The 23,557-nt window shown below is 61.8% G+C and carries 11 protein-coding genes, 1 tRNA gene and 1 rRNA gene; 2 read left to right on the top strand and 11 right to left on the bottom strand.

All coding sequences use genetic code 11. The features are described 5' to 3' along the window. The first annotated feature begins 30 nt into the window (after nt 1-30). Entirely contained in the window at nt 31-1,752 is a 1,722-nt protein-coding gene (locus KQI11_RS02130) for a phospho-sugar mutase (RefSeq protein ID WP_216400921.1), read from the top strand. Nucleotides 1,753-2,173: 421 nt separating this feature from the next. Here the strand turns inward: KQI11_RS02130 and KQI11_RS02125 are convergent, their stop codons facing one another. From KQI11_RS02125 to KQI11_RS02080, 10 genes are all read right to left on the bottom strand, one after another. After that, a complete protein-coding gene (locus KQI11_RS02125) occupies nt 2,174-4,192 on the bottom strand; it encodes a glycoside hydrolase family 13 protein (protein ID WP_216400920.1) in 2,019 nt (672 codons plus the stop codon). Nucleotides 4,193-4,205: 13 nt separating this feature from the next. Then, entirely contained in the window at nt 4,206-6,647 is a 2,442-nt protein-coding gene (locus KQI11_RS02120; RefSeq protein WP_185916003.1) for a glycogen/starch/alpha-glucan phosphorylase, read from the bottom strand. 156 nt (nt 6,648-6,803) lie between these two features. Then, the gene (glgA, locus tag KQI11_RS02115) at nt 6,804-8,249 is read right to left on the bottom strand and encodes a glycogen synthase GlgA (protein ID WP_216400919.1); all 1,446 of its coding nucleotides are present in this window, start codon (nt 8,247-8,249) and stop codon (nt 6,804-6,806) included. Continuing rightward, nucleotides 8,250-9,377: a glucose-1-phosphate adenylyltransferase subunit GlgD gene (gene glgD, locus KQI11_RS02110; protein ID WP_185916005.1), complete on the bottom strand. Its 1,128-nt coding sequence runs from the start codon at nt 9,375-9,377 to the stop codon at nt 8,250-8,252. Nucleotides 9,378-9,391: 14 nt separating this feature from the next. Further along, nucleotides 9,392-10,582, bottom strand: a complete 1,191-nt coding sequence (locus KQI11_RS02105) for a glucose-1-phosphate adenylyltransferase (protein ID WP_185916006.1) — start codon at nt 10,580-10,582, stop codon at nt 9,392-9,394. 13 nt (nt 10,583-10,595) lie between these two features. Then, entirely contained in the window at nt 10,596-12,515 is a 1,920-nt protein-coding gene (gene glgB / locus KQI11_RS02100) for a 1,4-alpha-glucan branching protein GlgB (RefSeq protein WP_185916007.1), read from the bottom strand. Between the two features lie 1,017 nt (nt 12,516-13,532). After that, entirely contained in the window at nt 13,533-19,343 is a 5,811-nt protein-coding gene (locus KQI11_RS02095) for an isopeptide-forming domain-containing fimbrial protein (protein ID WP_216400918.1), read from the bottom strand. Between the two features lie 638 nt (nt 19,344-19,981). Further along, entirely contained in the window at nt 19,982-20,902 is a 921-nt protein-coding gene (locus tag KQI11_RS02090; RefSeq protein ID WP_216400917.1) for a polysaccharide deacetylase family protein, read from the bottom strand. A 21-nt stretch (nt 20,903-20,923) separates the two neighbouring features. Beyond that, complete coding sequence (locus KQI11_RS02085; RefSeq protein ID WP_216400916.1) at nt 20,924-21,544, bottom strand: bactofilin family protein; 621 nt, start codon at nt 21,542-21,544, stop codon at nt 20,924-20,926. 40 nt (nt 21,545-21,584) lie between these two features. After that, nucleotides 21,585-22,178: a bactofilin family protein gene (locus KQI11_RS02080; protein WP_216400915.1), complete on the bottom strand. Its 594-nt coding sequence runs from the start codon at nt 22,176-22,178 to the stop codon at nt 21,585-21,587. A 695-nt stretch (nt 22,179-22,873) separates the two neighbouring features. On the opposite strand from KQI11_RS02080, the gene KQI11_RS02075 reads away from it, so the two are divergent. Then, nucleotides 22,874-22,945: transfer RNA gene (locus KQI11_RS02075), tRNA-Glu, on the top strand. 420 nt (nt 22,946-23,365) lie between these two features. Here the strand turns inward: KQI11_RS02075 and rrf are convergent. After that, nucleotides 23,366-23,482, bottom strand: a 5S ribosomal RNA gene (gene rrf, locus KQI11_RS02070). Nucleotides 23,483-23,557: the final 75 nt, after the last annotated feature.

Below are 23,557 nucleotides of genomic sequence, written 5' to 3'. Positions count from 1 at the left end.
GAGACCAAATGGGAAAGGAAGGAAATGACCATGAGCTACAAGGACACCTATGCGGCCTGGAGCGCCGCCCTGAAGGGCACCGAATACGAGGGGGAGCTGGCCCAGATCGGCGCTGACGACGCCCTCTGCGAGGACAGCTTCTACAAGCCGCTGGAATTTGGCACCGCCGGCATGCGGGGCACCATCGGTCTTGGCACCAACCGGATGAACATCTTCACCGTCCGCCAGGCCACCAAGGGGCTGGCCGACTACATCAACGAGATCGGCGGGGCCAATCGGGGGGTCGCCATCGCCTATGACTCCCGGCTGTACAGCGACCGCTTCGCCCTGGAGACCGCCCTGGTCCTCTGCCAAAACGGCGTCAAGGTCTACCTCTACGAGTGCCTGCACTCGGTTCCCCAGCTCTCCTACGCGGTGCTGAAGCTGGGCTGCATCGCCGGGGTGGTCATCACCGCCAGCCACAACCCGCCCCAGTACAACGGCTACAAGGTCTACGGGGAGGACGGCGGCCAGCTGGCCGTGGAGGACGCGGCCACCGTCACCGGCTACATTGAAAAGATCACCGACATCTTCTCGGTCGCCCCCATGGAGCAGAAGGCCGCCGAGGAGGCGGGGCTGCTGCACTTCATCGGCAAGGAGATCGACGAGCAGTACTACCAGGATGTGCTCTCGGTCTGCATCAACCGCTCGGCCATCGACGCCCAGAAGGATTCCCTCAACATCGTCTACACCCCGCTGCACGGCACCGGCAACATCCCGGTGCGCACTGTGCTGGGGCGGCTGGGCTTTCAGCACCTCTACGTGGTGAAGGAGCAGGAGCTGCCCGACCCCAAATTCCCCACTGTCAGCGCCCCCAACCCCGAGGACCCCGCCGCCTTTGTGCTGGCCACCGAGCTGGCCAACCAGGTGGGGGCCGACATGCTGCTGGCCACCGACCCCGACTGCGACCGCCTGGGGGTGGCCGTGCGGCAGAAGGACGGCTCCTTCCAGGTGCTCACCGGCAACCAGATCGGGGTGCTGCTGCTGGACTACATCCTCTCCCAGAAAACCGGTGACCGCAAGGGCGACGAGTTCGTGGTCAAGTCCATCGTCTCCACCGAGATGGCCGACGTCATCGCCGCCCGCTACGGGGTGGAGCTGCGCCGGGTGCTCACCGGCTTCAAGTTCATCGCCGAGCAGATCAAGCTCAGCGAGCGCACCGGCAAGGGGACCTTCCTCTTTGGCTTTGAAGAGAGCTTCGGCTATCTCAGCGGCACCTTCGTGCGGGACAAGGACGCCTGTATCGCCGCCACCCTCACCACCGAGATGGCCTGCTACTACGCCGAGAAGGGGATGAACCTCTACGACGCCCTCTGCGCCCTCTACGAGAAGTACGGCTATTTTGACGAGAAGGTCCTCTCCAAGACCTTGGCCGGCAAAGAGGGGATCGCCAAGATCCAGGGGGCGGTCAAAACCGTGCGCGCCAACGCCCCCAAGGAGATCGCCGGTTACCCCATCACCGCCTACGCCGACTACCTGCTGCAAAAACAGGTGAACTGCGCCACCGGCGAGGAGAGCGCCATCACCCTGCCCCAATCGGACGTGCTCAGCTACCAGATCGACGGGGGCAGCTTCATCCTCCGCCCCTCGGGCACCGAGCCCAAGCTGAAGGCCTATCTCTCGGCCAGCGGCAAGACCCAGGCCGAGGCGGACGAGAAGTTTGACAAGCTGGTCACAGCTGTCAGCGCCCTGATGGATGAGCTGACCAAATAGCCCCTTGCTATCGACTGCCTTTGCGGGGAGGGCGCGCGGCTAAAACCTGCGCGCCCTCCCCTTTTGCGCCGTATTGGAAGCCCGTTCTCCCCGCGGGGGAGGGCCAGCCCGGCAGAAGGCAAACCCGGTTAAAAATCTTTTCTATTTTTTCGTTTTTTTCTGTTTTGTGACCAAATCTGTGACCGAGAGCTGATAGGATGGTGCCAGTGAGAAGAGAACGGCGTTCTCACCCCCAATCAATTTTTGGCAGTCCTATCCCCCCAACCCGGCTCTGCCGGCGCGGGGAATAAAGAGGGCCCGGCGCAATCACAGCGCCGGGCCCTCCCCCTTTTTCACAAGCCTGTTTTCCTCCCCAAACAAAGAGCGAGCGGGAACAGCCCTGTAGGGCTGTTCCCGCTCGTTTATCCCTCACTGACTTTCTCTAGCGCACCTGGTAGACAGCAAAATCCTCTGCCGGCAGGGTCAGGGTGACCTTCCCCTCTTCCACCGGGGAGATGACGCCGCTCCAGACGTTTTCCGCCACCGCGTAGGGCTCGTCGCGCAGCCGCGCCAAAACCGGCTCGTCCAGCCCGGGGAAGGGCTGGCGCAGGTCGACGGTCAGCTCCTGGTCCACCTCGTCCCGGTTGCAGAGGACCAGGTAGGTGCCGTCCTCGGCCGCCTCGCCAAAGGCGTCCTGCCCGTCCAGGCAGAAGCGCAACACCCCAATGACCTCGTGGGCGGGGGCGAAGAAGGCCGCGTGGCCGGTCTGCAGGGCGGGGGTGGCGGCCCGCAGGGAGCCCAACCGCTGCACCACCTGGTGCAGCTCCTCCTCCCCTTTGGGGCGGAAGGGGGCCCGGTTGAAGGGGTCTTTGAGGCCCTGCATCCCCCACTCGTCGCCGTAATAGGTGCTGGGGATGCCGGGGACGGCAAACTGCAGCGCCATGGCCAGACGGGTGCGTCCTTTGCCCTGGGCTGCCTCGTAGTCGCCGATGCCCTGCAGGAACGCGGCCTGGTCGGGCCGCTCCATCCCCTCCCCGTCGATCTCGGTGCCCAGCACCGTGCGGATGCGGGCCACGTCGTGGGAGGAGAGCAGGTTCATCAGGCTGTAGTACATGGGTTTGGGGTAGTTGCCCTGCTGGGCACAGAGGAAGTCCCGCAGCTCAAAGGCGGTGGATTTTTCCAACAGGTAGTCGATGACCGCCCCCCGAAAGGGGTAGTTCATCACGCTGTCAAGCCCCCGGCCCAGGGCGTATTGGCGCTTGTGGCCGTAGCTCTCCTTGATGGTGGCGTCTTCCCATACCTCGCCCAGCAGCAGGTTGTTCTCGCTGCGGGACTTGACCTTTTTGCGCATCAGGGAGATGACCTCGTCGGGCAGCTCGTCGGCCACATCCAGCCGGAAACCAGAGGCCCCCAGCCGCAGCCAGCAGTCAAAGACGCTGCCTTTGCCGGTGATCACGTACTCCTGCCAGCTGGGTTCGCTCTCGTTGACCTCGGGCAGGGTGTCAAACCCCCACCAGCTGCGGTAGTGTTCCCGGTCGCCGAAAAAGTGGAACCACCGGTAGTAGGGGGACTGCTCCCCCTGGTAGGCGCCTAGATTGTTGTAGTTTTGCAGCTTGTTGAAGTAGATGCTGTCGCTGCCGGTGTGAGAGAACACCCCGTCGCAGAGGACACGGATGCCGCACTCCTTGGCCTTGAGACAGAGGCTGGCGAAGGCGGCGTTGCTCCCCAACAGGGGGTCCACCTTCTTGTAGTCGCCGGTGTTGTAGCGGTGGTTGGAGTCGGCCTCCACAATGGGGTTTAGGTAGAGGACGGTCACCCCCATCTCCTTGAGGTAGGGCAGGGACTCCTCGATCCCCTTCAGGTCGCCCCCGAAGTAGTCGCAGGGGGTGTAGAACTCCTCCCCCTCGGCAGGCAGGTAGTCGGGCAGCTCGTCCCAGCTCTCGTGCAGCCGCACCGTCCGCCCCATCTTCTCGTGGTAGCGGCGGCCCTTGCTGGCGTTGCGGGGGTCCCCCTGTTTGAAGCGGTCGGGAAAAATCTGGTACATGACCCCCTTCTTCACCCAGTCCGGGGTCGCAAAGTCCCGGTCGTAGACGGTTAGCTGAAAGCTGGCCGGCGGCTCGGTGTAGACAGAGCCGGTCCCCGCCATCTGCCCAAAGGGCAGCCCGCAGTAGAGGTGCCGCCCCCCCGGCAGGGTGAGCACGAACTGGTACCAGAGCACGCAGGGCTTCTCCCCCACCGCCAATTCGGCGGCGTAGCGGCCGTCCTTCTCCCGAGTCATGGGGAGGTCCTGGGGCGAATCGTCCCGGTAGACGCGGAGGGAGACCTCCTCCACCTGGCCCTCGGTGATCTCCAGCCAGAGCTGCACCGTCCCCCCGGTGGGCATGGCCCCCAGAGGGCTGCGGTAGCGGCTGTCCAGGCTCAGGTGCCGGGCAGCCACCCCCGGCTTCAAAGGGATACTCATATCTGTCCCGCCTTTACTTCAGTTTTTCCAGCTTCCAAATCTTGTCGTTGTACTCGGTGATGGTGCGGTCGCTGCTGAACACCCCCGACTTGGCGGTGTTGATGGCGGCCATCTTCTGCCAGCCCTTGGGGTCGGTGCAGTACTTTTTGTAGGCCCGCGCGAACTTGCCGATGTAGGAGGGCAGGTCGTGGAGGACAAAGTACTTGTCGGCCCCGTCGAAGTCGCCGAAGAGCAGCGACTGGTAGAGGTCGGAGAAGCGGTGGGCCGAGACCCCCGGCAGGGTGCCGTCGATGAGGCGGTCCAGGGCGGCGCGCACGTCGAGGTTTTTCTCGAAGTACTCGCCGGGGCGGTAGGTCTTGTAGGTCTGCATGGTCTTGATCTCTTTGACGTTGGCCCCGAAGATGTAGATGTTCTCCGGCCCCACCTGGTCGTAGATCTCCACGTTGGCCCCGTCCATGGTGCCGATGGTCACGGCGCCGTTCATCATGAACTTCATGTTGCCGGTGCCCGACGCCTCCAACCCGGCGGTGGAGAGCTGTTCGCTGATGTCGGTGGCGGGGATCAGCACCTCGGCCGAGGAGACCTCGTAGTTTTCGATGAACACCACCTGCAGCTTGCCCTTGGTGGCCGGGTCGTTATTCACCAGTTCGCCAATGGTGTTGATCAGGCGGATGATGCTCTTGGCCCGGGCGTACCCGGGGGCGGCCTTGGCGGCAAAGAAGAAGGTGATGGGGGTGGTCACCGCGTCGGGATTTTGCTGCAGGGAGTTGTAGAGGTAGAGGATGTGCAGGCATTTGAGCAGCTGCCGCTTGTACTCGTGCAGCCGCTTGGCCTGCACGTCGAAGATCGAGTTGACGTTGACTTCGATCCCCTGCTTTTTCAAGAGGTAGTCGGCCAGCCGCTGTTTGTTTTGCTGCTTGACGGCGGCGAACTTCTCCAAAAAGGCCTCGTCCTCGGTGTATTCCATCAGCTTGTCAAACTGGCGGTAGTCCTTGATGAAGCCGTCGCCGATGGTCTCGGTCATCAGCTGGGTCAGGGCCGGGTTGGCCACGGCCAGCCAGCGCCGGTGGGTGATGCCGTTGGTGATGGCCAGATACTTCTGGGGGTAGATCTTGTAGGAGTCGGCAAAGAGGTCGTTTTTGAGGATGGCCCCGTGCAGCTGGGACACCCCGTTGACCCGGCGGGCGACGGCCACACAGAGGTTGGCCATCCGGATCTGGCCGTAGGCCACAATGGCCATGTCGCTGATGCGGTCCATGTCCCCGGGGTAGTAGCGGTTCAGCTTTTCGCAGTAGCGCTGGTTGAGCTCCTGCACGATGGAGTAGATGCGGGGCAGCAGGGCCTTGAACATCCCCTCCTCCCAGCACTCCAGGGCCTCCGCCATGATGGTGTGGTTGGTGTAGTTGAACATCCGGGAGACGATGTTGTAGGCCTCCTCCCAGGTATAGTTCTCCTCGTCCATCAGGATGCGCATCAGTTCCGGCATGGCCAGAGTGGGGTGGGTGTCGTTGATCTGCACCGCCACGTAGTTGGGCAGGCTGTGCAGGTCGCCGTGGCGCTCCTTGTGGGTGCGCACCAGGTTCTGCATGGTGGCGGAGGTCATGAAGTAAAACTGTTTGAGGCGCAGCTGTTTGCCCTGCTCGTGGCTGTCGTCGGGGTAGAGCACCTTGCTGATGACCTCGGCCGCCTCCCTCTCCTGCATGGCCTGCATGTAGTCGCCCGAGTTGAAGCTCTTGAGGTCAAAGCGGTCTTTGGCCCGGGCGCTCCAGAGCCGCAGGGTGGCCGGGCACTTGCTCTTGTAGCCCACCACCGGCATGTCGTAGGGCACCGCCATCACGGTGTAGTAGTTTTTGTGTTCGGCCTTCATCTTGTGGTCGGTCCAGGTCTCGACGATCTCGCCGCCAAAGTGGACCTCCACCTCTTCGTCGGGGCGCTCGATCTCCCAGACACAGCCGTCTTCCAGCCAGTTGTCCTCCATCTCCACCTGCTCGCCGTCGATGATGCGCTGCTTGAACAGCCCGTACTCGTAGCGGATGCCGCAGCCCATGGCCGGCAGGTCAAGGGTGGCCAGCGATTCCAGGAAACAGGCGGCCAGGCGGCCCAGGCCGCCGTTGCCGAGGCCGGCGTCCCGCTCCTGCGAGGCGACCTCCTCGATGTCCAGCCCCAGGCTCTCAAAGGCGGCCTTGTACCGCTCCAACAGCCCCAGGTTGACAAGGTTGTTGATGTAGGCCCGTCCCATCAGGAACTCGGCGGACATATAGTAGACCTTTTTCAGGCCCTTTTTCTCCACTGCGGCGTTGGCAGCGGTCCACTTGTCCACCACCTCGTCGCGGATGCACATGGCGCTGGCCTTGTACAGCTCCTCTCTGGTGGCGTTCTCCAGGGTCTTGCCGAAATGCCGTTTGAGCTTGCCCGCGATGGCCTTCACCTCGGGCGTCTGTTTGGTCGATTTCATCTCGTACCTCCCGCAAAAGTTACTGCGTTTCAGGCATCGCCCCGATAAGCAGGGCAAGCTGCGCGGGCGAGGCAGGAGAGCCTCACCCGCGCAGCCTTCTATGGTAGATGGTAGTAAAATTCAGTATTGCGTCTCATGTTCCACATGTATGCGATCTTACCTTAAAACGTCCATAAACATAGTATAGTATTTTTCCGCCGAAACTGCAAAGGAATTGTCGCAATCCAGCGCGTGATTTACCAATTCCCGGTGCGCGCCCTCGTCGGCGAGCACCGACAGGGCATAGCGGATGACGTAAAGCATGTCGTGGGCGTTAAAGTTCGCAAAGGAGAAGCCGTTGCCCTGGCCGTTTTGCTCGTCGTAGGGGAAGACGGTGTCCCGCAGGCCGCCGGTCTCCCGCACCACCGGCAGGGTGCCGTAGCGCATGGCGATCATCTGCGAGATGCCGCAGGGCTCAAATTTGGAGGGCATGAGGAATAGGTCGCTGGCCGCGTAGACCCGGTGTGCCACCGCGTTGCTGTAGGCCAGATAGGAGCAGACCCTGCCCTTGTACTTGCGCTCCATCTCCCAGAAGAAGTGCTCGTACTTGTAGTCGCCGGTCCCCACCAGGACAATGGCCACGTCGTCCTCCATCATCTCGTCGAAGACCCGCATCACCAAATCAAAGCCCTTTTGCTCGGTCATCCGCGAGACCATCCCGATGAGGGGGGTGTCCACCGGCACGGTGAGCCCCAGCTCCCGGTAGAGGGCCTCTTTGTTCTGGCGCTTGCCGGTGAGGTCGCTCTTGTCAAAGTGGTAGGGGGTGTGGGGGTCGGTGGCGGGATCCCACTCGTTTATGTCGATGCCGTTGACAATGCCCACCAGGTCGCCCGCGCGCTTGTTGAGCATCCCCTCCAGGTTACAGGCGTAGTAGGGGGTCTTGATCTCCTCGGCGTAGGAGGGGGAGACGGTGGAGAGCTTGTCAGCAAACACCAGGGCCGACTTGACGAAGTTGGCGCAGCCGTTGAGCTCCATGTAGTCGGGGTGGTAGTAGCGGCTGTCGATGTTCAGCCAATCCTGCACTGTGCCAAAGCTGAAGACGCCCTGGTACATCAGGTTGTGCATGGTGTAGACTGTCTTGATCTTCCCCTGGGGACGGCCCTCGTACTGGGTCTTGATGAGCATGGGGATAACGGCGGTGTGCCAGTCGTTGCACTGGAGCAAGTCGGGCATAAAGCCGATCTTGTCCAGGCATTCCAAAACTGCCCGACTGAAGAAGGCGTACTGCTCGCCCTCCTCCATGCCGCCCTTGTAGACCGGGCCGGAGAAGTAGTCGTTGGAGTCGATGAAGTAGTAGGTCACCTTGTCCTTGACCAGCTTTTCGACCCCCACGTACTTGTCCTTGCGCCAGCCCAGGTCGATGTGAAAGTCCGCCACGTGCTCGGTCTTCTCGGCGTACTTGGCCTTGATCTGGCTGTGGAAGGGCAGGATGACCCGCGCGTCCATCCCCAGCCGGATGAGTTCCTGCGGCAGGGTGCCCAGCACGTCGGCCAGCCCGCCGATCTTGGCGAAGGGGGCGCATTCCGCCCCGGCCAGCAATACTTTGACCCGCTTTTCCGCCATCTAGACCACCGCTCCTTTCGGGATAATCAGGGGGTACTCCTGGCTGCCCACCAGGTTGGAGTACGGCCGCACGTTGACCCGCTTATCCACGATCACCTGGTCCAGCGAGGTGTTCTCGTAGATCCGGCTGTCCTGCATGACAATGCTGTTTTTGATTTTTGCGCCCTTGCCCACATAGACCCCGCGGAAGAGGACCGAATTCTCCACCTCGCCCTCGATGATGCAGCCCGAGCCGATGAGGCTGTTTTTCACCTGGGCCTCGCTGCCGTACTTGGCCGGCGCCCCGTCCTTGACCTTGGTGTAGATCGGCCGCTCTTTGCAGAAGAGGTCGTCCTGCACCTCGGGTTTGAGAAAGTCCATGTTCAGCTGCTGGTAGGAGGCGGCCGAGCTCAGGCGGGAGACATAGCCGCTGTGCTTGTAGCCGTAGATTTTCAGGTGTTTGAGGTTTTTGATGAGCACGTCGGTGACGAAGTTGTACTTGCCGTGGGCCATGGCGTCGTCCACCAGGTACTCCAACAGGTCTTTGCGGACCAGGTAGACGTCCATCCCCACCTTTTTCTGGCTGGACTTCTCCGAGCGGTACTGCATGTCGGTGATCCGGCCGTCGTCGTTCATGGTCAGCCGCAGGTCCTTGAAGTGGGCCCCCTTCTCAGCGCAGGTGGGCTCTTCGTTGTAGAGCATGGTGATGTCGGCCCCGGTGTCCATGTGGCGCTCGAACATCCCGTAGTAGTCGCAGTTGAAGAGGGTGAAGGAGCCGGTGAGCAGGCAGTACTTCTGGGGGGCCCGGCGGATGTAGGCCGACGCGCCCTTGAGGGTGTCCACCAGCCCGTTGTAGCTGCCGGTGTTTTCAAAGGTGTCATAGGGGGGCAGGATGAACAGCCCGTCGGTCTTGCGGTCCAGGTTCCAGTCCTTGCCCGAACCCACGTGGTCGATGAGGGACTGGTAGTTTTTCTTGGGGATGATGCCGATGTTGCGGATGCCCGAATTGACCATGTTCGAGAGGGTGAAGTCGATGACCCGGTACCGCCCGCCCACCGGCAGGGCCGAGACCGAGCGCAGGTTGACCAGCTCTCTCAAGTTGATGTTTTCCTCGCCTGCGTACACCAGGCCGAATACGTCTTTGCGCATTGTTTTGTCCTCCCCTAATCCTGTTTGAGAACCCGGTTGGGCTCGATCATGTCGCCCTCCGAGATGATGGCGCCCTTGGTGGCGTACACCCCGGTGCCCACCACGGTGATCTTCTGCTCGCCGCCGATGTAGACGTTGTCCTCCAGGGTCACTTCCTCGTCGAGGATCGACTTGTTCACCGTACAGCTCTTGCCGATCTCGGTCTCCTTCATGATGATGCTGTCCCGGACCACGCTGCCCCGGCCGATGACCACGCCCGGGGAGATGACCGAGTTGACCACCTCGCCGTAGATCTTACAGCCGTCGCCGATGATGGAGTTGACCACCTTGCCGCTCTCGCCCACGTAGTGGGGGGGCAGGGCGTAGTTGCGGCTGAAAATCTTGAACCAGTCGGCGTGCAGGTCCAGCTGGGGACTGTCGTCGAGCAGTTCCATGTTCGACTCCCAGAGGCTGTCGATGGTCCCCACGTCCTTCCAGTAGCCCTTGAAGACGTAGGCGTAGAGCTTCTCTCCCGCGGCCAGCATGGCGGGGATGATGTTCTTGCCGAAGTCATTGTCCGAGTGGGGGTCGTCGTTGTCCTGCATCAGGTAGCTGCGGATGGTCTTCCAGTTGAAGATGTAGATGCCCATGGAGGCGGTGTTGGACTTGGGCACTGGGGGCTTCTCCTCGAACTCGACGATCTTGCCCTCCTCGTCGGTGTTCATGATGCCGAAGCGGGAGGCCTCCTCCATCGGCACCTCGATGACGGCGATGGTGGCGTCGGCGCCCTTCTTGCGGTGGAAGTCCAGCATGTCCGAGTAGTCCATCTTGTAGATGTGGTCGCCCGAGAGCACCAGTATGTAGTCGGGGTCGTAGCGCTCGATAAAGGGGATGTTCTGGTAGATGGCGTTGGCGGTGCCGGAGTACCACTCCCCCTTCTGGCCGGACACGTAGGGCGGCAGCACCAGGGCGCCGCCGGTGGTCACGTCCAGGTCCCAGGGGGCCCCGGTGCCGATGTACTCGTTGAGCTCCAGCGGCTCGTACTGGGTCAACACCCCCACCGTGTCAATGCCGGAATTGACACAGTTGGAGAGGGGGAAGTCGATGATTTTGTACTTGCCTCCGTAGGGGACGGCAGGTTTGGCCCGCTTTTTGGTCAGGGCGCCCAGACGGCTCCCCTGCCCGCCGGCCAGCAACATTGCCACACACTGTTTTTTCACAACCATCTCTCAATGCCTCCTAAATATCTTTGTTTTCCTCGTCCGGTATAAACTCAAAATATGCGGCGCCCAGGGGCGGCAAGGTGATTTCCGCCGAGGCCGCGAAATCCCCGCAGGGAATAAACATGGTGTGGATCTCCTCCCGGTTTCGCACATCGCTGCCGCCGTACCGCCGGTCGTCGCTGGAGAGGATCTCCCGCAAAACGCCCTGGCAGGGCATTCCCAGCCGGTACTCGCTGCGCACCACCGGGGTGAAGTTGAAGGCGCACAGAACCTGCTGCACCTTTCCCCTCCAGGGCTTGGAGCGCCGCAGGAAGGCCAGACAACTCCGCTGGTTGTCGTTCACGCTCAGCCACTGGAACCCCTCCCAGCTGTCGTCGATCTCGTAGAGGGCGCGGTATTTCTGGTAGACCCGGCCCAGCCGGGAGACAAAGCGGGCCATCCCGCTGTGGGAGTCGTACTCGTGCAAAAACCAGTCCAGCTCCTTGCCGTAGTCCCACTCGATGAACTGGGCGAACTCGTCCCCCATGAAGAGCAGCTTTTTGCCCGGGTGGGCGTACTGAAAGGCGTAGAGGGCGCGCAGGGTGGCGAATTTCTGCCAGTAGTCGCCAAAGCACTTGTCGATCATCGAGCGCTTGCCGTGCACCACCTCGTCGTGGGAGTAGGGCAGCAGGTAATTTTCTGAAAAGGCGTAGGTCATGGAGAAGGTCATCTCCCCGTGGTGGTCTCTGCGAAAGAGGGGGTCCATCTCCACATAGTCCAGGGTGTCGTGCATAAAGCCCATATTCCACTTGAAGGTAAATCCCAGCCCCCCGTCCTCCGGGGACCCGGTCACCCGGGGGAAGGCGGTGGACTCCTCGGCAATGGTCATCGCGTCCGGGTGCAGGGCGAGGAGGGTGCGGTTGAGCGCCTGCAAAAAGGCGACCGCCTCGTAGTTGACATTCCCCCCGTCCCTGTTGGGGACGAACTGGCCCGGCTGTTTGCCAAAGTCCAAATAGAGCATCGAGCTGACCGCGTCGATGCGCAGACCGTCGATGTGGTACTCCTCCAAGAAGAAGTTCGCCGAGGAGATGAGGAAGCTCTGCACCTCTGGCCGGCCGTAGTTGTAGAGGAGGGTGCCCCACTGGGGCTGCTCGCCCTGCAGAGGGTTTTGGTGCTCGTAGAGGCAGGTGCCGTCAAACCGGGCCAGGCCGTGGGCGTCCTTGGGGAAGTGGGCGGGCACCCAGTCGAGGATCACCCCGATGCCCTCCTGGTGCATCCGGTCCACCAGGTACATCAGGTCCTGGGGGGTGCCGTAGCGGGAGGTGGGGCTGAAATACCCCGTCACCTGGTAGCCCCACGACTCGTCCAGCGGGTACTCGGTGATGGGCATCAGCTCCAGGTGGGTAAAGCCCATGGACTTGAGATAGGGGGCCAGCTGGTCGGCCACCTCCCGGTAGTTGGGAAAGCCGCCGCCCTCCCCCCGCCGCCAGGAGCCCAGGTGCACTTCGTACACGGCCATGGGCTGGCGAAGCGGGTCTCTGCGGCGGCGCTTTTTCAGATAGGTGCCGTCGCGCCAGCTGTACCCCGCCAAACTCCAGACCTTGGAGGCGTTGCCCGGCCGCAGCTCGCTGTAAAAGGCAAAGGGATCGGCCTTGTACCGCTTGACCCCGTCGCACCCCTCTACCAGGTACTTGTAGTTGTCTCCGTTCTTGGCGCCCTGCACAAAGGCGGTGTAGACGCCGCCCTCCCCCCGCTGCATGGGGTGGCTGGTCTCGTCCCAGCCGTTGAAGTCCCCCACCACCGAAACACTGGCGGCGCCAGGGGCCCACACGCAGAAGCGGTGGCAGCCCTTTTCCGGCAGATGGTGGCAGCCAAAGGCCAAATAGGCCTTCTGCGCCTTTCCCGTGTTGAAGAGATAGAGGTCGTCCACTGGGACCAATCCGCCCTTTTCCTCCATGGCTGTTAACCCCCTTTCAGCCGTCCGCCCCTCTCGGGAGGCGGGCGGCGCCCATCTCACTATACGACAACCGCCCTGCTAAAAATCAGGCAGTTTGTCAACTCCTCAAAAAAGCAAAACAGCGCGGCCCGACCACACCCAAAACACGCCGGTGGGAAGGCACACGCCATGGCCCGCTCTGTCTCCATCTTCATTTTCTTCATTCGATGTCTGTAAAAGCCGCTGTTGCTGCGTTTTTTTGCTCTCATGGTGGCACGCCCTTATTTTTATATCTTTCTGTCAATATAACTATAATTTGTATTTTTAGTATACCATATTTTATTTACCCCTTACAGTGTTTATTTGATTTCTCTCCTATTTTCTATGTTTTGGTGCAAATGTTTTCCATTTTTCGTGCGCTTTGCCATTTCGCCTGTAAAGGCCGCTATTTTTTCCCGGGCAATTTTGTAAAAACCGCCCTCTTTTCCCCTTTCACTGGCGGCGAGGGGGTCTCCCTCTCCCCCTTCCCGCCCGGCGGGGAACGGCGGCCCCTCTGTCGACTGGTGGTCTCCTCACCTCTGTCCCACCCAACGGAAGGGGACAGCGCTCCCTTTTCCGGCCTGCGGCCCCCTTCTCCCCCTTCCTGCCCGGCGGGGAACGGCTGCCCCTCCGCCAACTGGTGGTCTCCCCATCTCTGTCCCACCCAACGGAGGGAGACAGCGCTCCCTCTGCCGACCTGCGGCCCCCCCTCTCCCCCTTCTCGCCCAACAGGAGGCGGCCGCCCCTCCGCCAACTGGCGGTCGCCCCATCTCTGTCCCACCCAACGGAGGGGGACAGCGCTCCCTTTTCCGGCCTGCGGCCCCTCTCCCCCTTCCTGCCCGGCGGGGAACGGCTGCCCTTCGCCGACTAGCCCCCCCTTCATCCTGTCGCCGCGCGCCTCTCCTCCGCCCGTGCGGACTCTGTCAACGGCACACAAAAAGGGCTGGGGAAGCAGGCGCTCCCCAGCCCTTTTTTCACTTTTCGCAAGCAGCGCGGGATCTACAGCTCTTCGGTTTCCCGCCTTCTGACCGCGGCCCAGCAGCACACCGCGCCCGCGGCGATGGCCCCCCAGAGCAGGGCAGCCTGCCGGCTGTCATCGCCGGTGTAGACCCCCTTCTTGGCGTCCACCGGGTAGCGCACCGAGGCGCTGGCGGTGGGGCCGGTGCTGTCTCGGCTCCCGTCTGGGTCGGTGCCCACCGCCTCGGCAGTGTTCACCAGCTCCCCACTCTCCTGCATTTCGGCGTCGTTGGGGTCGTACACCATTGTCCTGTAGGTCAGGGTGTACTTCTCCCCCGCCCGTAGCACAGGGATCTGCACTTCGAGGGTGTGCTCCCAGGCATTGTAACAGCTGGAGGGCACCTTTTCGGTGTGCCCGTCCGGATAGGTCAAGCGGATGCTCCCCTCGTCCAGGTTCAGCCCCGCGGGCAGGTAGTCGAAGATGGAGACGTTGCGCCACTCCGAGTATGCCGTGGGGTTTTCCAGCGTCACGGTGTAGAGCAGCGCGTCGCCCAGATGGGTGTCCCCGCCCGGCCGGCCCGGCTGTTCCACCGTCTTGTCCAGCACCGGGTCGGGGTCGGCCAGCAGGACCTCCTCGTCCGTCCCCGGGTAGACCTTGTCGCTGGTGGAGGGCTCGTCTGCCTCCACCGGCCATTCGCCCGGCTCGATCGGGTCGCCCGGTTGGTCGGGATAGTCCTCCGACCCGCCCCAATGGCCCGGCTCGCCGCCCTCTGCGGGGCGGCCGCCATAGGCTTCGCCGGTGTTGCCGATGTCGCGTCCCAGGGCGTCGGCGCCAATGGTGGCTTCAAACACCAGTTCGTACCGCTCGCCTCCGTAGATGTCGCCCACAAAGACCGCCAGGGTGCGGCTGGCCGGGTCGTACACGCCGGCGTCCAAGGTCTTTTTGCTGCCGTCGGGCCCTGTCAGGCAGATGCTGTCCAGGTCGATTTCCAGCCCCTGTGGCAGGGCGTCTACAATGGAGACGCCGGTCCAGACCGAGCCGTAGCGGCTGTTTTCCGCCCGCAGGGTGTACTGGACCCGGTCGCCCACCTGCACCTTGCCGCCGCCGTCCGTCAAGTTTTCGGCAACTTTGGCCAGGTGCCCGTTGGGGTAGGGGATGGGGCGGGCGCTTCCGTCCCCGTTGGGGGTCACGGTGGGGGAGGTGGCGCTGCCGTTGTCGCCGTCGGCCTGGGCAGTGTTGGACAGGTCCCGGTCGGACGGGTCCCCCGGCTGAATGGCCACCTGGTTGATGAGCACGTCAAAGGTCAGCACGTACTCGTCGCCTCCCAGCAGCGAGCCGATGGGCACGCTCAGCAGCCGGGTGTCGGCGTCATAGCAGGAGGCGTCCACCTGCACCGGCTCTCCCCCGTTTTTCGAGAGGTAGATGCTGTCGGTGTCGATGGTCATCCCCTTGGGGATGCGGTCTTTCATCACCACATCCTTCCAAAGGGTATTTTGCTGGTTGTTCTTGGCCGTCAGGGTATAGGTCAGCCGATCCCCGGACTGGTTACCGTCGGTTCGGTCGCCGTTGACAACCCCTTTGCCCAGTTCGGGCTGCACCCTGTCCACCCGCACGAATTCCACCACCACGCTGTGGTTTTGCCGAATGTCGGTGAAGGCGTGGCTGCCGGACGTCTTGCCGGCGTACTCGGGGCGCTCTTTTCCGTCCACCGTCACCCGGTAGACCTCGTACCCCTCGGCCGCCTGCCAATTCACCTGGTGGTCGCTTCCGCCCTCCAGCACGGCGGAGCCGGTGATGGTGCCCTTCACCCGATCGATGGCTGTATCCACCCGGTAGAGGGGGTCGGCGTCCGGGTCGGAGGGTCCGCCGTCGCGCTCAAAGACAACCTCCACCCTGTGGTTGGCGCCGATGTTGACAAATTCGGTCTGGTCCCGCAGATCGGGCTGGACCAGACCGTCCACCCGCACCTCTTTGACGTGCCAGCCCTCGGCCGGCTGCCAGGTCACGGTGTGGTCCGCCCCCTCTTTTACGGTGGCGGTGGGGGTGATGCTCCCCGCCCCCACCTGGGCGGTCTCCACCACAAAGCTGCCGCTCTCGCTGTGTTCGGGGCCCTGGCTCTCGCCGTCTTTGGCAAAGACCACCCCCACCGTGTGGTCGGCGGTGATGTTTTGCAGGGTGTGGCTGTCGGCAGTGAGCAGGTCGTCCCGCACCTGACCGTCTACAATGACGCTGGCCAGGTGGTAGCTGGGCGCCGGCTCCCAGCCCACAGTGAAACTGCCCCCGTCGGCCACCGTGCCGCCGGCGGTGATGGTCCCCAGCCCGCCGACGACCTGGGTGCTCACCCGGTGCAAGTCGGGCTGGGAGCCGCTGTCGGCCGCGAAATAGACCTCCACCGTGTGGTCGCGCCCGATGTTTGGGAAGCTGGCCGAGGTGGCGGCGCTCTCCACCCCGTCAATGACCACCTTTTCCACCCGGTAGCCACTGGGCACCATCCACCCCACGCTGTGATCTGCCCCCTTGGGCAGGATGGTGGTGGGGGTCATGTTGGCCGCCGTTGCGTCTTTCAGGCCGTACACCGCGGTGGCCACCGTGTACTGCTCCTTCTTCTCCGGCTGGCTGTTGTCCGCCTTTTCCAGCGCCACCTCGATGAGGTAGTTCTGGTCGATGCCGGTGATCGCCAATCCGCCGGCTTCCAGCAGGTCGTCCCGGGCGACGCCGTTGACCAGCACGCCCGCCACCCGGTAGCCCTCCGGCACCGTCCAACGCACCGGGTAGTCGCTGCCCGGGTCGAGGGAGCCGTTGCCCCCGGTGATGGTGGCCCCGCAGTCCCCGGTGATGGAGGTCTGCACGCTGAAAGTCCCCGCAGGGGCCTCGTATTTCTCCTTGACAAAGGTCACGTGGATGGTGTGGTCTTCCTGTATCTGCTCAAAGGGGTAGGCCCCCGGGGTGCCGATGACAATGCTGCCGCTGCTGCGGCCGCTGCGGTAGGCGACCCGACGGGCGCTTCCCCCTTCGGGGTAGTAGGTCTTTTCGCCGTCGACCTGCACCTCCAGCACCGTCCAGCCCTCTTCGGCCGACCACTCCACCGTGTAGTTTTCGCCCTTCTTCACGACTTTCGACTCCGAGATGCTGCCGCCCCCGTCCTTGGAGGTGTTCACCCGGATCAGCTCGTCTTCGGGCACGGTGATCACGCCGGTCTGCTCCTTGCCGCCCAGCTTCACCACCACCCGGTAGTCCTGTCCGATATTGGTCAATTCGGCGCTGCCGGCGGCGCTGTCCACCGCAAAGCTGCTGACCTGGTTGCCCTGGGCGTCGTAGACCGTGACCGACTTGACCTCGTAGTTCTTGCTGTCGCCCAACACCGTCTTCACCGCGTAGTCGCCGCCCGCCGGCACCCAGGCCGAGGGGGTGATGCTCCCCGGGCCGCCCACCAGCTCGGTGGTCACGCGGTAGGACAGGGGGGCCGCGTCCTCCTTGACCAGCTCCACCTCGACCCGGTGGTCGCTGATGACCCGGGCAAAGGTCACGCTGTCTCTATCCACCAGGTCGGGCCGGTTGGCCCCGTCCACCCGCACCGATTTGACGCGGTAGCCGGGTGCCACCTCCCAGCGCACCTGGTAGTTCTCCGTCTCGGAGCTGTCCTTTTGCAGCCGCCGGCTGGGGGTGATGGAGCTGGCGCTCCCGCCGCCGATGAGCATGGTGTCCACGCTGTAGTACACCTGCTCCTCTGCGCTGTTCTCCCGCTCAAACTCCACAAACACGTGGTGGTCTGCGCCGATGGTGGGGATGGTCAGCTTGCCGCTGCCGTCCGGCTGCAGCAGCACATCGTCCAACCACACCCCCTTTACCCGGTAGCCGGGGGCGGGCTGCCAGGTCACGGTCACGTCGTTTCCCTCTTCAAAGGGGCTGGGCGCACCGCTGACCGTCTCGGCTTGCACCTCGCCCTCGCCGCGCTGTCCCAGGGTCACCTGCCAGGTCTTGACCCACTTGGCGTACAGCTCCACCGGCTCCGTGGGCATCGTCTCAAAGACGGTGTCCCGGGTCACGGCGCTGCCGCTGCCCTCGGCGTTTTCATACCAACCCTTAAAAGCGTAGCCCGCACGGGAAAGGCTGTCCACAAAACCGGCCGGCTTGCCGTCGCCGGCGAGAAGGGTACTGGTTTTGCCGCCGCTGCCGTCATTGCGGTGAAAGTTCACCTGCCGCGCGCTCACATTGATCTTCAGCAGCAGGTCCCCGCTCACATTGCCCGACCAGTCCACCGCAAAGGCGTGCAGGTAGTAGGTCTCGCCCGGCACCAGCTGGGCGGTGGTGTAATCCACCTTGTCGCCTGCATTGGAGGCGCGGAGCAGATTGCCTTCGGTCACGGTGGGCTTGGCCGCCGCCGCGCTGCTCTTGTCCACCCCGGTGACCACATACCCCTTGAGGCCGGAGAGGGCCGTCTGCTGAAAGACAGAGGGGTCGGTGGGGTCGGTGGAGCTGCTGGACCAGATGTTCACGTACTCCTGCTTGTCCTGCTCTGAGTTGGGCTCCTTCTGGGGGATGCCCAAGACCCGGTAGGCGTAGTCGGTGCCGTTGTCGGTCGAACCGCTCAAGGTCACCTGCGCCGTGTAGCCGGTCAGGTCGGCGTTGGGGGCGATGCCGGTCACCTCGCCCTGGGGGGCGTCCGGCGCGGCGTCATCGGTAAAGGAGATATCCTTCGTGTCGGTTTTCTGGGTGGTCTGGGCCAGGTAGATGAGGGTGTTGGCCAGGATTTTCTTCTCGTCGTCGGTGGCCGCCCCGTTGGAGTGGCCCGTCTGGATCATGGCGGTGTTGCCGTTGGTGGTGAGGTAGGCGCTGGGGGTGGACTCTCGATAGTCGACCTTCCCGTCTTTGGGATTGCCGGCGGCGTCGGAGAACTTCATCCACACCTGGTTGCGAAGTGAGCCGTCGACATCGAGCCCGCCGGAGACCTGACCCAGGGCGTGGGCGGCGGGGATGTGCAGGGTCCGCCCCTCCAGATCCCAGGGGCGGCTGGTGAGAAAGCCGGTGTTGACCACCTTTACATCGCTGCCGCCGTTGGCATCCATCGACCAGGAGGAGCCCAAAGCAGAGAAATTCAGGTAGTCGGCCCCCGCAAACACACCGAAATTCGGGTGGTCATAGCGAACCGTGTCGTGCCCAAAGAGGACGCCGCGGCCGGTGGCCAAAAATTCCTTTACAGCCTCTGCTCCAGTTGCGCTTAAATCTTTGGAGCTGTTGCTGTCGTAGGAGCCGAACATCAGCACGTCGTACTGGTAGACGCCATCTGCATTTTTCAGGTAGCTGTTGGGGTTGCCGTTGAAACTGTCCAGATTTACAGCTGTAACGGAGATGAGTCCCATGCCAAAGGACACGGCGTTCCCCGTGAGGGGATTGGGGGTGGTGTCCTTCTCCATCCACTGCTTCAAGTTGTTGCCGTTTCCCGGGTAGATGTTGAGCACCTTCACCTTGTTGGAGGCGTCGTCCACGTCCACGGTGGAGCGAGTCTCCCACTTGCTCCAGCTGCCGTCAGCGCCCCTTTTGGACTGCCAGAGCTGGTAGGCGTAGGGGCGGGAGGGATCGGACAGCCCCTGTCCCGGCTGAAGGGGGTTTTCAAAGGGGAAGGACCACTCCAGCTTCTGCGACAGCTTTCCGTCGCTGCCCACCGTGTAGTAGCCGTCCAGGTTGATTTTTCCCTTTTCGTACTGGGGTGGCTGGTAGCCCTCCGGCGCGTCGCCCGCCTCTCCTGTCGGCGTATCGCCGCCGGCCGCCATTGCGGTCACCGGCATCAACGGCATAAAGAGAGAGAGGACCAGCGCCAGGGCAATGCCAATGGATGCTGTGCGTTTTTTCATCTTTTACACCTCTCCTGAGCTTTTTATAAAATTATGGTTTTTCGTTCAATTTTGTTTTTTGTATACATACGACAAAAAAGCCAACTTGCAATAGGCAAGTTGGCCAAAATTCTATACAAATTTAGCAGGATTAAGAAATGCTTTTCATGAACGAAAAATTATACTAAACTTTATCTACTATTTTAGCACCCCACCCGAAATTGTCAAGGTTTTATCACAGTTCTTGTGTATTTTCGTCATTTTTAACTCCAATTTTAAAGTCCTTTCTACTCACCTATTTTTTGCCCTTTTTGGCTTTTTCTAAATTTCAGGTAAGGAAACGGCTTTTTTAAGCGCACAATGCCTAATTTTAAATATTGCGCGCCGTTGCCCTCTGCCGCTGTGCTGTACAGGTCCTCATTTGCTCTCTTTCAGTCCTTACCGCTCAGTTTCACAGCTGCTACAAGCTCCTCATCTGTCACTCCCCAAGGGAGAAAGTCGCTTTCGTCAGTCCTCTTTTCACCGGCCCCCCTCCCCCGCCGGTCGCCCCTGGGCGGAAGGGTGCTTCTTCTCCCCTGCCTTGCGCGGCTGGCGACAGATAAAAAACGCCGCCCGGCTGAACCCTTTCAGCCGGGCGGCGTCTGGGAGATCGGCTCTCCCTACTCTGGCTTATAGGCAAAGGTGCAGGGGCGCACCGTCCTGTCCAGGGGGGCAAAACTGTACCCCTGGCCCTGCAGCCGCTCGATGATCCGGGGCAGGGCCTGCACCGTCTGGAGCTTGTTTGCGCTGTCGTGGAGGAGGACGATGCCCCGCTTCTCGGGCATCCCCCCCACCACCCGGTCGGCAATGGTGCCGGCGGTAGCCCCCCTCATGGTGTCTCCACTGCCCACGTTCCAATCGTAGTAGACAAAGCCCCGGCGCAGCATCTCCGCGATGATTTCCTGGTAGAGGTCCATATTGTAGGCATTGACACTCCCCCCGGGGAAGCGAAAGAGATCTGGCCGCACCCCAGTGACCTCGTATATCTGCTGGTACATCTGGTCAAAGTCGTCCAGGTAGCTGTCCACCGACTGGTAGACCTTCCCGTAGTCGTGGCTGGCAGAGTGAACGCCAATGGTGTGTCCCCGGGCCACGATCTCGCGGTACATCTCCTTGGACGCCTCGTCGTCGCGGTAGACCACAAAGAAGGTCGCCTTTACCCCGTACCGGTCCAGGATGTCCAAGATCTCACCGGTGCGCTGGGTGGGCCCATCGTCAAAGGTGAGATAGACCGTTTTCTCCCGGTCGGGCGCGAAGGCAAAGTCCCGCTTCTCGGCATAGAGGGCGGGGTGGGCGTTTTGATAGGCGATCTCTGCCCCCTCGGCTGCCGCCCCGTCTGGCAACACCATTTGCATCGGGGCCAAGGCCCGTTCCTGCTCCACCGAGACCGGGGCCGCACTTTTCAGCTGGCGGTTTTCCACCCCCCAAAACACCGCCAGACTGGTGGAGAGGAGCAGACCCCCCAATACCGACCCGACAATCAGGTGCCGGTAAAAGCGCACGCTGCCCCAATACCTTTGGGCCCGCTTTTCTCTCTTCATTGCCGCTCCCCTGTCAGTCCCTTAAAACGCTGCGTCTTGCAGGCCGCCGGTGACCTCCACACTACCCTGCAGCACTGCGCCTTCGGCAATGGAGAGACGGTGCGCCCGCAGATCGCCGATGAGCACAGCCGAACTGCCCAACACAGCTGTCCCCTCGATTTGCAGGTTGCCCTTGATCTTCCCCACCAGCTCCAACTCACCGGCGGCCACGTCGCCGCTCACCACCGCCTGGGCGTCAATGCGCACCGCTCCGCTGGATTGGATGTTCCCCAGCACCTTGGCCCCCTGCAACTGCAGTTCGCCGCACTGTACATCCCCCTCGACCCCGCCGCTGACGAGCAGATTGCCCCGCCCGGAAACACTGCCCTTGACTCGTCCCCGGATCTGCAGGGGGGAGTCGGTGCACAACTTGCCCTCAACAGTCATTTCCTCGGCAATCACTGAGCCGCCGCGCCCTGCCCAGGCGGGGATTTCTACCTGCAGACCCTGGGGGCGCTCCACCGGCGCCATCGGCTCCTCCAGCTGCACCGGGGCGGCAGATGGCCGTTCAGCCGGGCCCTCCCCCTCCTGTACAGGGTCGCTGTTTCGGCCGTTGAGCAGTTCTGCCATGGCCTGTTTAAAATTGTTTTGCTGCTTGCCCATGTTCTCTTTCCTCCACTCGTCATCGCCCGTGCGGCGACCCCTATTCCTCGCTCTCGCCCGGCTCGGGCGCCACGTCCAAAGGGGCCTCCCCGTCGGTTGGCCCATCTCCCGGTGCCGGCGGCTCTGACTCCTCAGCCAGGCCTCGCACCTCGACTTGGCCCTTGAGGGCGGCCCCTTCGGCAATCGAGATGGCGCCCGCAGTGATATCGCCCTGCACCGAGGCGGTCTTCCCCATAAGCAAGGTCTCCGCCACCTGCAAGTTGCCCTCGACACTGCCGGTCATCTCCACCCGGCGGGCGGTCAGGTCGCCGGTGATCGCGGTGTCTCGGTCCATCTGAATGGTGCCGGCGGTTTTGACGTCGCCGCGGATGGCGGCCCCGGCGAAGAAAATTTCCCGGCCGCTCACGTCGCCTTCAATGTCGCCGCTGATAACGACCTGGTCCTCTGCCAGCAAATCTCCTTTGATGTGTCCCATCACCCGCACTGGTGAAGAGGTGCGCACCGTCCCTTCGATCCATACGTCCTCCACCAGGACCGAACCGCTTCCCGCGTCGGTCATCGGCACGCCAATTTTACCTCTTACTCCCAGCCGTTCGCCGTTCTCAAGGCCTTTGCCCTTGTGATCCATCTCCATTTTACTTCCTCCATCATTTCCAGCGCGCTGTCAACAGGCGTTTCCCACTGCCACCCCGCGCCGCCATCCCGGCCGAGTGGAAAAGCGAACTGCTCACTACACACCCCTGTTGAAGCCGTTCGCATCTGCACTTTGGCGGGGAAACAGCATATTTTTCACTAAGCCGGCTTATCAATCCAGCTCGCCAAAAAAGTACAGGACACTATCAATTGGCTCTTTTAATCGCCGTTTTTCGCCAAGTTGTTAAACCATTGATATTAATAAGAATACCAATACAGGTAGTTTTTGTAAAGCATATTTCAGTCAAAATATCCAATATTTCTTATTATTGAAACAAATTGTGAACCCCATCTGCATGGATGTCTAGCAAACCTGTATTTTTGAAAACCCGATGGGGCACAATGTCGGTTATTGTCCCTTAAAATTATACAGAAAAGGCCTTTTAATGGAGGAGAAAGGCAATAGAGATGATGGTGAAATGGGTGATACTGCCGACAAAGACATCCTCTGGGGTGTTGGGAAAACGGAAGAGGGCAAAGGGCAAGGACGAGATCAGCGACAGGGGTAAAAAGAACTCCCAGAATACCGATGAGGATGGAGGTGGCCAATCGCAAAGAGGGCCACATTTGGCAGAGCAAAATCAAAGTCCTTAAGACTTTGAGGTGGTGTCAAAGGCGATTGCTTCGCAATTGACTCGGCCCGTTGGTCAAGCGGTTAAGACACCGGCCTCTCACGCCGGTAACGGGGGTTCGATCCTCCAGTGCTGAAGATGTCCTTGCCTTCACTGCAGCGCCCCTCGCTGAAAAATGGGCTGGCAAAGCTGCTGTCTTTCCTTTCGTTGTGCCGTCCGCTCTCACCTGCCCTTTGGGCATATCCCCGCTGCCCCACAGCGGTCAAATCCACTATCTCTTCCCACTTCAAATCCGCTCTTTCTCCCCCGCAAGCACCAATTCCTCCTGTTGGCAGGTACAAAAAAGCCCCTCCTGCCAAGGGGGGGCACAGGAGGGTGGGAAAAAGGGCCGATAAAATCAGTTGGCCCAGCAGGTCTGCCCCTCACGGGAGAGCGCCCACGCCACCCTGACATCTCTTCGCTTTGTCCGTCAAGCTGACGTTTCGCTTTAATAGACCACGGCCCAAAACAACTGCAGTGCAGCAAAAAAGACCATCCTTTCGGATGGTCTTTTTTGTGTTGGCATCGCCCTATTTTCCCAGGCAGCTTCCCGCCAAGTATCTTCAGCGCTGCGTAGCTTAACTTCCGTGTTCGGGATGGGAACGGGTGGATCCTACGCGCCATCAACACCAACTGTGCTGCAAAAATACAGCTTGAAAACTGAATAAAGGGGAATAGACTGAATGAGAACTGCTTCACAAGGTCAAGC

Source organism: Acetanaerobacterium sp. MSJ-12, assembly GCF_018917875.1.
In the GTDB taxonomy this organism is placed as follows: domain Bacteria; phylum Bacillota; class Clostridia; order Oscillospirales; family Ruminococcaceae; genus Bittarella; species Bittarella massiliensis.
This window is presented reverse-complemented; position numbering and strand designations above follow the sequence as displayed.

Excerpts from the sequence above, each read along its gene's own strand:
- glgD (WP_185916005.1), bottom strand. The coding sequence starts at position 9,377 with ATGCGCAAAGACGTATTCGGCCTGGTGTACGCAGGCGAGGAAAACATC.
- KQI11_RS02080 (WP_216400915.1), bottom strand. The coding sequence starts at position 22,178 with ATGGAGATGGATCACAAGGGCAAAGGCCTTGAGAACGGCGAACGGCTG.
- KQI11_RS02120 (WP_185916003.1), bottom strand. The coding sequence starts at position 6,647 with ATGAAATCGACCAAACAGACGCCCGAGGTGAAGGCCATCGCGGGCAAG.
- KQI11_RS02090 (WP_216400917.1), bottom strand. The coding sequence starts at position 20,902 with ATGAAGAGAGAAAAGCGGGCCCAAAGGTATTGGGGCAGCGTGCGCTTT.
- KQI11_RS02085 (WP_216400916.1), bottom strand. The coding sequence starts at position 21,544 with ATGGGCAAGCAGCAAAACAATTTTAAACAGGCCATGGCAGAACTGCTC.
- glgB (WP_185916007.1), bottom strand. The coding sequence starts at position 12,515 with ATGGAGGAAAAGGGCGGATTGGTCCCAGTGGACGACCTCTATCTCTTC.
- glgA (WP_216400919.1), bottom strand. The coding sequence starts at position 8,249 with ATGGCGGAAAAGCGGGTCAAAGTATTGCTGGCCGGGGCGGAATGCGCC.
- KQI11_RS02105 (WP_185916006.1), bottom strand. The coding sequence starts at position 10,582 with ATGGTTGTGAAAAAACAGTGTGTGGCAATGTTGCTGGCCGGCGGGCAG.
- KQI11_RS02130 (WP_216400921.1), top strand. The coding sequence starts at position 31 with ATGAGCTACAAGGACACCTATGCGGCCTGGAGCGCCGCCCTGAAGGGC.
- KQI11_RS02095 (WP_216400918.1), bottom strand. The coding sequence starts at position 19,343 with ATGAAAAAACGCACAGCATCCATTGGCATTGCCCTGGCGCTGGTCCTC.
- KQI11_RS02125 (WP_216400920.1), bottom strand. The coding sequence starts at position 4,192 with ATGAGTATCCCTTTGAAGCCGGGGGTGGCTGCCCGGCACCTGAGCCTG.